The sequence below is a fragment of the Rhodococcus sp. ARC_M6 genome (assembly GCF_022810305.1).
Classification (GTDB): Bacteria; Actinomycetota; Actinomycetes; order Mycobacteriales; family Mycobacteriaceae; genus Rhodococcus_F.
In genome coordinates this window covers 121,869-134,989 of record NZ_JALGQH010000002.1, presented here as the reverse complement: position 1 = coordinate 134,989, position 13,121 = coordinate 121,869, and the positions used below count along the sequence as shown (strand labels likewise).

The 13,121-nt window shown below is 60.9% G+C and carries 12 protein-coding genes; 6 read left to right on the top strand and 6 right to left on the bottom strand.

The features are described from left to right. Positions 1–5 precede the first annotated feature (5 nt). Positions 6–2,786, bottom strand: a complete 2,781-nt coding sequence (locus MTX36_RS03470; RefSeq protein ID WP_243618363.1) for a cation-transporting P-type ATPase — start codon at positions 2,784–2,786, stop codon at positions 6–8. A gap of 30 nt (positions 2,787–2,816) precedes the next feature. Beyond that, a complete protein-coding gene (ppk2, locus tag MTX36_RS03465; RefSeq protein ID WP_243618362.1) occupies positions 2,817–3,668 on the bottom strand; it encodes a polyphosphate kinase 2 in 852 nt (283 codons plus the stop codon). A 167-nt stretch (positions 3,669–3,835) separates the two neighbouring features. Here ppk2 and MTX36_RS03460 point away from each other — a divergent pair, with 167 nt between their 5' ends. Together MTX36_RS03460 and MTX36_RS03455 are read left to right on the top strand one after the other, a co-directional pair. Then, positions 3,836–4,048, top strand: coding sequence for a three-helix bundle dimerization domain-containing protein (locus MTX36_RS03460; protein ID WP_243618361.1), 213 nt, complete (start codon positions 3,836–3,838; stop codon positions 4,046–4,048). A 122-nt stretch (positions 4,049–4,170) separates the two neighbouring features. Next, on the top strand, positions 4,171–4,548 hold the full coding sequence (locus MTX36_RS03455) for an SHOCT domain-containing protein (RefSeq protein WP_243618360.1): 378 nt from the start codon (positions 4,171–4,173) through the stop codon (positions 4,546–4,548). 553 nt (positions 4,549–5,101) lie between these two features. Here the strand turns inward: MTX36_RS03455 and MTX36_RS03450 are convergent. Beyond that, entirely contained in the window at positions 5,102–6,136 is a 1,035-nt protein-coding gene (locus tag MTX36_RS03450; protein ID WP_243618359.1) for a hypothetical protein, read from the bottom strand. Positions 6,137–6,509: 373 nt separating this feature from the next. Between MTX36_RS03450 and MTX36_RS29750 the strand changes: the two genes are divergently transcribed. The 3 genes from MTX36_RS29750 (at position 6,510) to MTX36_RS03440 (ending at position 8,611) form a co-directional block, all read left to right on the top strand. Beyond that, entirely contained in the window at positions 6,510–6,632 is a 123-nt protein-coding gene (locus tag MTX36_RS29750) for a hypothetical protein (RefSeq protein WP_279394164.1), read from the top strand. A 128-nt stretch (positions 6,633–6,760) separates the two neighbouring features. Continuing rightward, positions 6,761–7,180: a DUF1622 domain-containing protein gene (locus tag MTX36_RS03445; RefSeq protein ID WP_243618358.1), complete on the top strand. Its 420-nt coding sequence runs from the start codon at positions 6,761–6,763 to the stop codon at positions 7,178–7,180. A 30-nt stretch (positions 7,181–7,210) separates the two neighbouring features. Then, on the top strand, positions 7,211–8,611 hold the full coding sequence (locus MTX36_RS03440) for a DUF2252 domain-containing protein (protein ID WP_243618357.1): 1,401 nt from the start codon (positions 7,211–7,213) through the stop codon (positions 8,609–8,611). Between the two features lie 207 nt (positions 8,612–8,818). Here MTX36_RS03440 and MTX36_RS03435 read toward each other — a convergent pair whose 3' ends face one another. The 3 genes from MTX36_RS03435 to MTX36_RS03425 all read right to left on the bottom strand — a co-directional run bounded on the left by MTX36_RS03435 (position 8,819) and on the right by MTX36_RS03425 (position 11,149). Beyond that, positions 8,819–9,535, bottom strand: coding sequence for an SRPBCC domain-containing protein (locus MTX36_RS03435; RefSeq protein WP_243618356.1), 717 nt, complete (start codon positions 9,533–9,535; stop codon positions 8,819–8,821). Between the two features lie 3 nt (positions 9,536–9,538). Next, positions 9,539–10,150 (bottom strand): helix-turn-helix domain-containing protein, encoded by a 612-nt coding sequence (locus MTX36_RS03430; RefSeq protein ID WP_243618355.1) that lies wholly within the window; start codon positions 10,148–10,150, stop codon positions 9,539–9,541. Between the two features lie 69 nt (positions 10,151–10,219). Continuing rightward, positions 10,220–11,149 (bottom strand): neutral zinc metallopeptidase, encoded by a 930-nt coding sequence (locus tag MTX36_RS03425; RefSeq protein WP_243618354.1) that lies wholly within the window; start codon positions 11,147–11,149, stop codon positions 10,220–10,222. A 162-nt stretch (positions 11,150–11,311) separates the two neighbouring features. On the opposite strand from MTX36_RS03425, the gene aspS reads away from it, so the two are divergent. Continuing rightward, the gene (gene aspS, locus MTX36_RS03420) at positions 11,312–13,120 is read left to right on the top strand and encodes an aspartate--tRNA ligase (protein WP_243618353.1); all 1,809 of its coding nucleotides are present in this window, start codon (positions 11,312–11,314) and stop codon (positions 13,118–13,120) included. Position 13,121 lies beyond the last annotated feature (1 nt).

The window sequence follows — 13,121 nt, the reverse complement described above, 5'->3', positions numbered from 1 at the left end:
GTCGATCAGCGTGCGCGTTGGGGGTCGACCGCCTTGGTGGCGGGGATCGGTGTCGGCGGCGGGGTGAGGCGCCGGCGTCGTAGCGCCTTGTCTGCTTCGACGACGATCGGGACGATCAGCGACCACCCGAGACAGGTAAGCCACTGGCCTCCCGTCAACGAAGTTGTCATAAGGAGATCCTGGAAGAAGCCCGCCTCGACTGCGAAAACCGTGACGACGGTCGGGATCGTCAGGATTTTGAGGGCGCCGAGGACTGGTGGGATCAGACCGGATTCCGGATCGCGGCGCATGGCGAGTCCGCCGAGGATTGACCCGAAGGACAGGACGACAAATGCGGTGGTCATGGGGACGTTCCCCTCGGTGGTACTCATGGCGCCAGAGGCGAGAAGCATCGCGGCAAGCGTGACGGCGAACTGGAGGACGCCGTACGCCAGCCATTGGACGAGCGCGCCGCGGTTGGCGATCGGCATTTTCGGGTCGCGGGGAGGCTTGTTCATCAGATCCGGCGCGGGTGGGTCGAGCATGATCACGGCGACGGGGAACAGGGTGATGAAAAAGTGTTGGAAGAGCACCATCAGTGGGGTGAGCGCCACCCCTTCGTTGATGTTGAAGATGCTCGCGGCGAGGAACAGGAAAACCAGTGAGAAGAGTTTCGACATCTGGTATCGGATGTAGGACACGATCTTGCCGTAGATGTTGCGGCCCAAGCTGATTGCGGTGATCAGGGTTCCGAAGTTGTCGTCGGTGAGCACCATCTTGCCTGCTTGTTTGGTGACCTCGCTGCCCGAACCCATCGCGACGCCGATGTCGGCCTTCTTCAACGCGGCGGCGTCGTTGACGGCATCGCCGGTCATCGCGACCACCGCGCCACTCTTCTGCATGACGCCGACCAATCGCAGTTTGTCCTGCGGTGTGACTCGGCCGAAGACATGCAGATTCGGGAGTGCAGCTTCCAGGTCTTCGTCGGTCAGGTCCTGGAGTTCGGCACCTCCGATCGCACCCGGGCCCAGTCCGAGCTCGGCGCCGATCGCGGAAGCCGTGATCGCATGGTCGCCGGTGATCATGCGGACGTGAATCCCGGCTGTGTGGGCGGTGCGCACCGATTCGACGGCCTCCGGCCGAAGTGGGTCGATGATGCCGGCCATGCCGACGAACGTGAGGTCGTCGACAAAGGACATGGGGTCCGCCTTCACGGCGTCTTCCTGCCCGTCGAGTCGTTTGACGGCGAAAGCCAGGACCCGAAGCCCTTTCTCGGACATGGCCAGGTTGGCTGCTGTCAGTTCCTCGCGGACTTCGTCGATCGGCACCGGTCGACGGCCGGGCAAGAACGCAGTCCCACACCGGGCCAGAAGCACGTCGGGGCCGCCCTTGACCAGTTCCACGAATTGCGTGCCGCCGTCGACCTGGAGGTGATGAAACGTCGCCATGAACTTGTACGCGGAGTCGAACGGCACCGTCGCAACGCGCGGATACGTGCGCCTCGTGAGTGGGGCGTCGACGCCGATCTTGGCCGCGAGCACAACGAGCGCGGCCTCGGTCGGATCACCGACTACATCTCCGGCGTCGGAGACTGTGGCATCGCTGTCGAGGCACAATCCGTAGGCGAGCAGCGTGAAGTCCGGCGGTGCTTCGCCCGCAACCTGGGTGATTCTCCCGGTCTTGGCGTAACCCTCACCTTCGACGGTGTACCACCGGCCGTGGACGTACAGCGACCGAACCGTCATCTGATTCATCGTCAGTGTGCCGGTCTTGTCGGAGTTGATCGCGCTCGTCGCACCCAGCGTCTCGACGTCGGTCAGGTTCTTCACGACGGCTTTCGCGTCGGCCAACTGCCGTGCGCCGTAAGCCAGCATGGCTTGGACGAATGTCGGCAAGCCTGTCGGGATCGCAGAGACACCCATCGCAATTCCCAGTAGGAGAAGCGTTGTCAGGTCCTGCCCGCGAATCACTCCGATGATGACGATGATGGTCACCGCCGTCCAGGCGATAATTCCGAGAATCTTTGTGAGCGTATCGAGTTCGCGCTGCAGCGGTGATTTTCCGGGTGAAACCGCTGACAGCATCGACGCGATCTGGCCGATCTGGGTCTGCATCCCCGTTTCCGTGACCACCATGGTGGCGGTACCGCGAGTGACCGAGGTGTTCTGGAAGACCATGTTGCTGCGGTCGCCCAAAGCGACGTCGGTGGTGGCGAGTGTCTCTGGGTCCTTCGGGACCGGCGCACTTTCCCCGGTCAGTGCGGCTTCCTGCGTTTCCAAGGTCGTCGAGGCAAGGAGCCTGCCGTCGGCGGCGACGATATCGCCTGCCTCGAGTTCGACGACGTCGCCGGGCACGAGTTCAGTGGCATCGAGTTGGGTCAGTATCCCGCCGCGAATCACGCGTGCTTGTGGCGTCTGCATTTTCGCCAATGCGTCCACACTGGCGCGCGCCTTTACCTCTTGCCTCGTACCGAGAACCACGTTGAGTACAACGAGGACCCCGACCACGATCGCCGTCGGGATTTCCCCGATGGCGATGCTGACCGTCGCCACCACCACCAGCATCAGGTTCATCGGATCCTTCAGCTGCGCCAGCGCGATCGACCACATCGAAGGCGTCGGCGCTGCAGCGATTGTGTTGGAACCGTATCGACGGCGGCGTTCCTCCACTTCGCCGACGGTCAGACCAACCTCCGGATCGGAGCCCAAGTCGGACAGCACGGACTCTGTGCTGCGGGCATACCATTCCTTCGACTCAGAATGGGGGGTGGGCGCCCGGTCGTGCGGCGCGGGTTCCGTGTGGCTCATGACCGCACGACCTTTCCCGGGTTGGAACCGTCAGTAGGGTGTCGGAATCCAGTGCAGCGGTTGCGGCGGCGTCTCGTAGCCTTGGGGTTTCTGCCGCTTCGGCAGAGAGACATCGGGGCGTTCCAACGGTTCGTACTGGATCTGGCTCAATATGTGGCTGATGATGTTGAGCCGTCCGCGTTTCTTGTCGTCGGTCAACGCGACAAACCAGGGCGCCCAACCGGTATCGGTGAAGCGGAACATCTCGTCACGCGCGCGTGAATAGTCGTACCAACGGCTGTACGACTTCAGATCGAGGTCGGAGAGTTTCCAGGTTTTCCGGGGGTCGTCGATCCGGCTTTGCAGACGCAGCATCTGCTGCTCCTCGCTCACTTCGAGCCAGTATTTCAGCAGGATGACGCCGGATTCCACGATCGCGCGTTCGACCGTCGGGATCAATTGGAGGAACTGACGGGCTTGCTCGTCGGTGCAAAATCCCATTACTCGTTCGACTCCGGCGCGGTTGTACCAACTGCGGTCGAAGATGACGATCTCCCCGGCCGCCGGAAGATGCGGAATGTACCGCTGCACGTACATCTGCGATCGCTCGCGCGCGGTCGGGGCAGGTAGGGCGACTACTCGGAACACCCGCGGACTCACTCGTTCGGTGATCGCTTTGATCACTCCACCCTTGCCGGCAGTATCGCGGCCCTCGAACACGATGCAGACCTTTGCGCCGGACGCCTTGACCCATTCCTGCAGGGCGACGAGTTCGGCTTGGATCGGCTTGAGATCGCGGCGATATTCCTTGTACTTCATGGGCTCGGAGGGCACGACAGGGTCAGGCCGGGACATCTCGAGTTCGGAATTCTTTTGTTCGCGGTGCTTCGAGTTCTTGCCCACTGTCGCTCCTCGGCGTCCCGTGCGCGGACATTTGTGCGTAGGTCTTCTCCTCGCAGCATGCCCAGTGGCCGGTCAACCTACTCCGCAGTCGTCGCAACCTAATCGTGTTGTATTCGAATCTGTTTCGACTCTTGACCGTGACCGATGTTCAGGCAGACGATTAGCTGATGACCGTCGACGACGAGTTACTCCAGGTCGAACGCATAATCTCGCGCCTGATCGCCCGGTACCCGGCGGTCTCACCTACGGAAATCGAACACGACGTGCGGATTGTTTACAGCCGCTTGGCCGGCGGGCGAATACGTGATTTTGTGCCACTCCTCGTAGAAAAGGCGGCCCGACGCGACATTGCTGACTGGACGTCGGAGAGTGCCTCGTGATAATCACGGCGATAACGCGTCTCGGCTGTACCCGATCCTTTGCTGAGGAAGACCCCTAGCCGCGGCCAATGTTGTCAGCGCATACTGAAAAGCCGTGATCAGCGAGTGTACGGAGCATTGACATGGAAGGTTTTTGGGAGTTTTTCTGGTTTATCTTCGTCTGTTTCGCCTTTGTCGCCTATTTGAGCGTGTTGTTCTCGATCATTACCGACTTGTTCAGAGATCACGACACCTCCGGTTGGATCAAGGCAATGTGGATCGTTTTCCTCTTTGTCATTCCCTTCCTGTCGGCGATGATCTACGTCGTTGCCCGCGGCGATGGTATGGCCCGGCGGTCGATGGCCGTGGCGAAGCAACAGATGCACGCGCAGGAAAATTACGTTCGGAACGTCGCGGGAAAGTCTCCGGCCGACCATATTTCGGATGCCAAGGCACTGCTCGATTCCGGTGCAATCAATGAAGACGAGTTCAACGCGCTCAAGATGAAGACCTTGATGTAGTGACCCGGCCCTTTATCGGCTCCGATGCACTGCGCCGACCGTACGGTGCCCCCGGGCAATGGGTTGTCTTGTCCCATCAGGCTTTTCGACGATGATAACTATGTTGTAGACCATTCATCGAGTGCCTTCGGTTGTGGTGGCGCGATCGGCCCGACCGACCAGAGCCTGCACTTTGTACGGTCGGGGCGTCGGTGACACGTTCGAGTTTGCGCGACTTATTGTCGAGAACTCGAACGGGGTGGTGATGTGCCTGGCGATCAACTACGCCGTACCGGCGGTCGGAATACAAGCCGGATTCTGGGCGGCCGAGCAGATACACGTTGCCTTCGTGCAGCACGCTCGCACCGCCGGGTGTTCAACCGGCTCCCGCCCGTAGACGGGGCGGGCGATTGCATCAACAGTTTCGTCTGTAGGCGAAGGGAATTCGCCGGCTGCAGTGAATTCGAGCAGTACATCGACTGTGTCGCCCGACGACGCCCGCGGAAAGGATCCGTCGTCGATCACCCAACCCGGCACAAAGACGCGGAGCTTGCGACGGGGCTTTCGGTACGTTTCACAGCCCGGAATCCGCTTGCGGTGCAACGGGCGGGGTGCCCAACACGGCGTCGTTCGGATGCAGCCATCTTTGGATACGACGCGCGGCGTCGTCGTCGAGCCGGCCGTGGTAAATCACCGCAGTCCAATCGAAATCGTGTGTAGACCAAAGGATCTGATACTGGGGCACCGCGATCATCCATGGCTCCGTGGAACGGGCCCGGCGAGCGATCCACGCAGATTGCTCGTTCGCTGCCGTATGGCCGAGATAGGCTCTGAACTCCCCGGTTCTGGAGTCAACGTCGGCCGCGTAGGTGGACAGATCAAGGTGGACAGGTACTTCGATCGGATCGGGAGTGACATTTTTACGGAACCACTCCGCGCCCAGTTGTTGTTTGTTCGGTGACGGACGGCCGGCGAGTTGCCTTGAATCCTCGTCGGTGACTACTGGCCCGTCCCAGCGGAACAAATCCGGGTCAATGGTGTCGGTGACGGCGAGATCGATATACGCGGCACCTTCGATTCCGTCTGTCGAATGTTGTGCCACGACGGCGCCGGTTTCGGCGTCCACGATGAACTCTTGATCGACGTGGCGTCTGCGTCGTCTGTCCGTGCCGGCGGCGAGCGTGACGGACCAGCATCGGCGTCCGAGAAACTCGAGGTCAGAGACAGGACCGATAGGTTTTGGCGCTCGCTCACCCACCCAGTGTTCGGCTGAGTGACCCAGCACGAGTGCACGGCCAGGGCCGAAGAAGTACATCCTCGTTTGCTTGGTTTGGCGTGGTCGATCCAGATTGTCGCGGAAGTCCCACACCGTCGTACCGTCGGCGCAGAGCATCAACGCACCATCGAGAGACTCGATCCGGAATCGGTTTCCCCAGCGCGACAGTCGGATTCCGCAGGGAGGAAGGACCAGCAGTATCGGTTCTTCGCCGTAACTGCCGTAATGCAGATGGAGTGGTTCGTCGGTGTTGCGATAAGGCTTCACGACGCCGGAGACAGGGTGTTGTGGTCCGTCGACCATGGCGATGAGTACTTCGATCCAGGCGGTCATGACGCCTCCACCAGCCTGGGCGGATATTGAAGTCCGCGATTGTGCGGCAGCGGGAGTGCAGTGTGTGCACTCGCCGCTGACAGATCAGCGGGCCGAGACATTCTTTCGAAGAAGAGTTGTAGTCATTTTCTCACCGTAGCTCAACTCTGCACCGACTTGATGATCGGCACGTGGCACATGTTGCGCGGGAAATTTCGTTGGGTGGTCTCGGGCGCTGCAATATTGGGCGTTGGCGCACTTACTGCCGCCATGGCCTTCGGCGGCGCGGTGGGTGCGGCAGGTGCGGACCCCGTCGTGGTAGGCGACTCTGGCACTGAGTGAGGCCGGTGTTCTGGCCGGAACACCCACCAAGGCCGGGTTCTTCACCTTCACGGTGACCGCTTCCAACGGCGTCGGCACCCCGGCCATCCTCGAGAATGTGACGGTCGAGATCACCGACAACACACCGCCCGCGAGCGGATCTCTCGGATCCTTGGGTGCGATCTTCGGATCGTAACCACGATGCTTTGACCCCTTAGATTCCGCCGCACCATTGAATCGTGGCCGCTCACCCCTCTGAAAGTGCAAGGGGTGGGCGGCCATCGGTGTTGACACCGCACGCGAAATACCTCGAGAATCATCGATATGGACACAATCAAGTTCTTCGAGCTGGTCACCGAATGGTTTGAAGTACTCGGCGTTGTCTCAATGGTTTTCGGGTTCTTGTTCGCCTTTGTCATTGCAGGCCGATCATGGTTCCGGACACGCGACGGGGGATCGGCATTCAAGACTCTCCGAGAAACCCTCGGAGCAGTAATTCTCTTGGGCCTCGAGATTCTTGTCGCCGCAGATCTGGTCAAGACGGTGACGTCCTCGCCGTCACTGACGGACGCGGCTGTCCTGGGAATGATCGTGCTGATCCGTACCGTACTGAGCCTCTCGATTCAGATCGAGATCGACGGGGTACTTCCGTGGCGCAAGGCATTGGTGACAGGCCCTGAGCTGCTGGTCCGCGCGGCGCGCGGATCGGGTGGGCGAGCGATGCCTGACGCTCCCAGTTCATAGGGACCATATATCGAGTGAAAGGTCTGGTAGATGACCGCAGTGCGCACTGAACATCTCACGGTCGACGAGCGCAAGGCTCTGGGTCGTCAGGCCCGACGAGCGACGCCTCTGGCGACGCTCGCAGACCTCGCTGACAGTGATCGCGACCCGATTTCGCTATTGCAAACTCAAGCGGAATGTCGAGTACCCGAGTTGGTGCCGATTCGGTACGGCCGGATGTCGGCATCACGTTTTTCGTTCTTTCGCGGTGCGGCCCTGGTGATGTGCGACGATCTTTCGCGTAGTGCACATTCCGGGATATACACCCAACTCTGTGGAGATGCGCATCTGAGTAACTTCGGAGTCTTTGCCACTCCGGAACGTAAGTTGGCGTTCGATATCAACGATTTCGACGAAACTTATCCGGGCCCGTTCGAATGGGACGTCAAACGTTTGGCTGCCAGTTTGGCGATTGCCGGCAAAGACAACGGATATTCAAGTAAGGAACGTAAACAGATTACGCGGGGTTGCGCCGCCGAATACCGGGAAACGATGGCCAAGCAAGCCGCTTTGGGAAATTTAGCGGTGTGGTACTCGCACATCGAACCCGAGGACGGCCTCGAAGAACTGAGCAATCAGATCAAGAAACGAATGCTCGATCGCGCGATGTCGACACTCGACAAAGCGCGCCGACGCGACAGCGTCCAGGCCGCATCGAAATTCACTGAAGTTGTCGACGGTCGTCGACGGTTCATCAGTGATCCACCGTTGATCGTTCCGGTGGAAGAGTTATTTGCGGGGCAGGATCTCACGGTGGCCGAAGAGGTGCTTCGTGAACGAATCGGTGCCTATCGCGGCACGCTTCAGTGGGATCGTCGGGTTTTGTTGCAGAGTTTCGAGATGGTGCACATTGCGCGCAAGGTGGTCGGTGTCGGCAGCGTCGGCACGCGGGCGTGGATGATTCTGTTGAACGGCGTCGACGTCGACGATCCGTTGATTCTGCAGGTCAAGCAGGCACTACCGTCAGTTCTGGCCGGCTATGTGGACGGCCCGACGTTCCGGAACGAGGGGGAGCGGGTGGTCAACGGTCAGCGATTGATGCAGGCCAGCAGCGACATTTTCCTGGGGTGGGAACGCGGCCCAGGCCCGGATGAAGCAGAGCATGACTTCTACATTCGTCAACTACGCGACGGTAAGGGTTCCGCGATCATCGACGGCATGAAACCCGAAGGAATGGAGATGTACGGGCGCCTGTGTGCGCGAGTGTTGGCTTATGCTCACGCTCGATCGGGTGATCGAATTTCCATCAACGAATATCTTGGTGAGGGAACAGAATTCGACTTCGCGATCGCAGAATTCGCGGCGGCGTACACCAAGAGAAATTCTCGCGATCACACCGCTCTGCTGACAGCTATCGACGACGGTCGGGTGTCAGCAGAGCAGGGCATCTAGGCTGCGGTTCGAACGGCGAACCTTAGCGCGACGCCATGGATTGGCTGAGGGATTCGGAGCCCATCCAGGCCCACGCATGGACTAGCGCATTCAATCCGCTCATGATGTCCCGCAATGACTCGATTGAACCCATGGAGCACACTCATTTCGTGTTGAAGTAGACGGACAATCTGGATTATCACATGCGATTGGCGGGTAGATTCCGGTTCACGCGTAAACGGAGTCGAGCCACATCTTCCAGGCGTCATTGGCTGCTTCGCCGTCGGCATCGTCTGCGAAGAGGTGATGTGCGGCGTCGACGTTGCCGCCGAAGGCATTTCGTCCGTAGAAGCGCAGGAGTGCATCGTCGGTCCGGAGCCCGATGAACCAGTCGTTGAGGTAGTCGACCACCGCGGACACGGAGCCGATTCCGGGGACGTCGAAGGTCACGGTGTCACCGATCGCGGTCGTGGCGTCGATGCCGAGCGCGCTGCGCAGCGCTGTCATGGCTTCGGGGGTTCCGGATGCCTCCGGGCCTTCGACCGATACGTAGGTGGTCGGTCGCCCGGCAAAGTACTGCAGATACTGGCCGAGGCTGTGCAGGTAGAAATCGGTGTGCTTGCTGGCGCCGTCGTACTGGTTGTCCCAATCTTCGGCAAAAACTCCGGCGTGGACGTACCGGACGACGGCAGTGCTGTTGTCGCGAGCTTCGATCAAGTACTCGAGGTTGTTGAACCAGCCGTCGGGGCCGGCCATCTGGATATCGAGTTGGGTGGGAGGCTCCCAGGAGGCGATGACGGGACTGTCGGGCTTGCTGCCGTCGGCGGGAACTTCGAGAGGGGACGGGAACATCCAGCCAGCGGTTTCAGCCGAAATGGCGGCCCAGATCTGTTCCGGAGTACCGGGTACGACAACTTCGCGACGAATCTCGAATTTCTTGGACATCGGCTACTTCTCCGTTTCGGATGATGCGGTCGGGGGGATGGTGAGGCTGGGGTGAAGTGCGACGACCAGACGGTGTTTGCGACCACGATCTGCGTTGCCGTCGTGATACTTGGCCACAAGGCTGTTGACTGCCTCACCGAGTTCTCCGGCAAACGCCGCACGGTCGGCGGCGTTTGCGAAGGTGATCTCACTGTCAATCGCGTACGACGCCAAAGGCTTTCCAGCTGCGGTGGCACCGGAGATGAGTTCGCCGACCTCCCGAACAATTCGTGCGGCCAGCGATACGAGCCAACGGGCCGAGAGTTGATCGGGAAATCGGTTGGGATCCGGCGCGAGGGCGGACAGTGCAGCGGGGGAGATGACGTACGACGCGGCACTTGCCTGCATGACACGTTCGGTCATATTGCCGCGTTTGCGTTCCTCCACGAGGTGGACGAGTCCGTGCTCTTCGAGGGTTCGCAGGTGATAGTTGACCTTTTGGCGGGTCAAGCCGACCAGCGGTGCCAGCGCGGCAGCCGACGCCGGAGTGACCAGTGCCGCCAGGATCCGCTGCCGAAGGGGATCGAGGGATGCCTCCGCGGCGGCCGGCAGGTCGATAACTGCTACGTCCAACATGACAAAACCATCCCACCGACAACAAGTTCTGTCAAGACAGAAAAAATTGTCGGCGGGATGGCTTCGAAGTTACTTGACGAGCGCCGGGGGGTTGTTCAGGTCGCGTGCCGAGTATGTGTCGCACGCCGATACCTGGCCGGTCTTGTATCCCGCGGCGAACCACTTCTGTCGTTGATCGGACGAACCGTGGGTCCAGCCCTCGGGGTTGACCCGACCAGTCGACGCCCTCTGGATTCGGTCATCGCCCACGGACGACGCTGCTGACAGTGCGTCGCGGATGTCGGTCTGCGTCAACGGCTTCAGGAAGGGGAGTCCGGTCACCTCGTCCGGAATGGTGTCGGCGTAATGTGCCCAGACTCCGGCGTAACAATCCGCCTGAAGTTCGGTGCGGACGGCACCGGACTGCTCACCCTGCGGGTCGGACTGTGCCCGCCCGATATCGCCGAGTTGGTTCTGGAGGTGATGACCGAACTCATGGGCCACGACGTATTCCTGGGCCAACGGTCCGGCGCTGGACCCGAAACGGTCGACCAGGAGCTGGAAGAAGCTTGTATCGAAATACGCGGTCTGATCGGCCGGGCAATAGAACGGACCCACGTCACTCGACGCCTGGCCACACCCGGTGTTGACCGAACCGCTGAACAGAACCACCTCCGGGCGCACATATTTGGTCCCGGTCTGCTTGATCAGCTGCTGTTCCCAGACGTCGTCGAGGCTGCCGACGGTCAACGTCACCCGGCAGTTGACGTCCTTGTTTGCGTCAGTGCCGGTGCAATCGTCGACCGAGGCGAGGCCCGTCGACGAGCTGGCGGTATCTGTGGAACTGCTCAACCCGCCCAAGAGTGAACCGGGATCGCCGCCGAACAGCAACGCGAGGATCAGTACGATGATGCCGCCTGCTCCACCGCCAATTGCCATCTTGCTGCCGCGGCTACCGCCCCCGCCGCCCTGAACTTGAACGCGCCCCGCTTCGCCGCGGGCCCCCTCGTTGAAGGTCATATGTGTCGCTTTCTGTTCTCGAGAACAAGTGCTGACTGTCACTTCTGGTGATAGCTTCGCATGCGATGCGGGTCCGCGTTTCCGCTCTGGGCTGTTAGCTCCGTAGGATTACAGACCAAAGTAGTCGGTTGTCGGTTATTGAAGTTGTTCGAAAGGAATCTCGTGCTGCGCACACATCTCGCCGGTTCATTGCGACCCGAGCAGGCAGAGCAGACAGTAACGCTCACCGGTTGGGTAGCCAGGCGTCGTGATCATGGTGGAGTGATCTTCATCGATCTTCGTGATGCATCCGGAGTTGCGCAGGTAGTTTTCCGGGCAGGTGAGGTGGCCGAGCAGGCTCACCGTCTGCGCGCGGAATACTGCGTTCGCGTAACCGGAACGGTCGAAGTTCGCCCCGAGGGCAACCAGAACTTCGAAATCCCCACCGGTGCAATCGAAGTCAACGCCACCGAGCTCGAGGTCCTCAATGAGAGTGCACCTCTGCCGTTCCAGCTCGACGATCAGGTCGGCGAGGAAGCGCGTCTGAAGTACCGCTACCTGGACCTGCGTCGCGAAGGCCCCGGACACGCAATTCGCTTGCGCTCCAAGGTTAATGCCGCTGCACGTAGTGTGCTGGCGCATCACGAGTTCGTCGAGGTCGAAACCCCGACGCTCACCCGTTCCACCCCCGAAGGTGCTCGCGACTTCCTGGTGCCGGCACGTTTGCAGCCCGGTAGCTTCTATGCGCTCCCGCAGAGCCCGCAGCTGTTCAAGCAGCTCCTCATGGTCGGCGGCATCGAGCGGTACTACCAGATTGCTCGCTGCTACCGCGACGAGGATTTCCGCGCCGACCGCCAGCCTGAGTTCACTCAGCTCGACATCGAGATGTCCTTCGTCAACCAGGACGACATCATCCTGTTGGCCGAAGAAGTTCTGTCGGCACTGTGGAAGCTCGTCGGCTACGAGATCAAGACGCCGATCGCGCGCATGACCTATAACGAGGCAATGCGTCGTTACGGCTCTGACAAGCCTGACCTGCGTTTCGACATCGAACTCGTCGAGTGCATGGACTTCTTCAAGGACACCACGTTCCGCGTGTTCCAGGCCGAGTACGTCGGCGCCGTCGTGATGCCGGGCGGCGCGAGCCAGCCGCGTAAGCAGCTCGACGCGTGGCAGGAATGGGCTAAGCAGCGCGGCGCCAAGGGCCTCGCGTACGTATTGGTCGGCGAAGACGGCACCCTCGGTGGCCCCGTCGCCAAGAACCTCACCGATGCCGAACGTGAGGGTCTCGCCGCTCACGTCGGCGCCCAGCCCGGTGACTGCGTCTTCTTCGCCGCCGGTGCAACCAAGCCGATGCGCGCACTCCTCGGTGCTGCTCGCGGCGAGATCGCACGCAAGAAGGATCTCATCGATCCCAAGGCCTGGGCCTTCGTTTGGATCGTCGACGCTCCGATGTTCGAGCCGACCTCCGACGCCACGGCCTCGGGCGACGTTGCCCTCGGCTACTCGGCCTGGACCGCGGTGCACCACGCGTTCACCTCGCCCAAGCCGGAGTTCTTCGACACGTTCGATACCGAACCCGGCACTGCGCTCGCCTACGCCTACGACATCGTCTGCAACGGCAATGAAATCGGCGGCGGCAGTATTCGTATCCACCGCAAGGACATTCAAGAACGAGTGTTCAAGGTGATGGGTATTTCGGAGGAAGAGGCGCAGGACAAGTTCGGCTTCCTGCTCGACGCCTTTGCCTTCGGCGCTCCGCCGCACGGCGGCATCGCCTTCGGTTGGGACCGCATCACCGCGCTCCTCGCCGGCATGGATTCCATCCGTGAGGTCATTGCGTTCCCGAAGTCCGGTGGCGGCGTCGACCCGCTCACCGATGCACCGACTCCGATCACCGCGCAGCAGCGTAAGGAATCGGGCGTCGACGCGAAGCCCGAAAAGAAGGCTGAAGAAAAGAAGGCCGACGGCGATACTGCCGACGGCAAGTAGA

Coding starts and splice junctions, on each gene's coding strand:
- MTX36_RS03470 (WP_243618363.1), bottom strand. CDS start 2,786: ATGAGCCACACGGAACCCGCGCCGCACGACCGGGCGCCCACCCCCCAT.
- MTX36_RS03460 (WP_243618361.1), top strand. CDS start 3,836: ATGACCGTCGACGACGAGTTACTCCAGGTCGAACGCATAATCTCGCGC.
- MTX36_RS03455 (WP_243618360.1), top strand. CDS start 4,171: ATGGAAGGTTTTTGGGAGTTTTTCTGGTTTATCTTCGTCTGTTTCGCC.
- MTX36_RS03450 (WP_243618359.1), bottom strand. CDS start 6,136: ATGACCGCCTGGATCGAAGTACTCATCGCCATGGTCGACGGACCACAA.
- MTX36_RS03445 (WP_243618358.1), top strand. CDS start 6,761: ATGGACACAATCAAGTTCTTCGAGCTGGTCACCGAATGGTTTGAAGTA.
- MTX36_RS03440 (WP_243618357.1), top strand. CDS start 7,211: ATGACCGCAGTGCGCACTGAACATCTCACGGTCGACGAGCGCAAGGCT.
- MTX36_RS03435 (WP_243618356.1), bottom strand. CDS start 9,535: ATGTCCAAGAAATTCGAGATTCGTCGCGAAGTTGTCGTACCCGGTACT.
- MTX36_RS03430 (WP_243618355.1), bottom strand. CDS start 10,150: ATGTTGGACGTAGCAGTTATCGACCTGCCGGCCGCCGCGGAGGCATCC.
- MTX36_RS03425 (WP_243618354.1), bottom strand. CDS start 11,149: ATGACCTTCAACGAGGGGGCCCGCGGCGAAGCGGGGCGCGTTCAAGTT.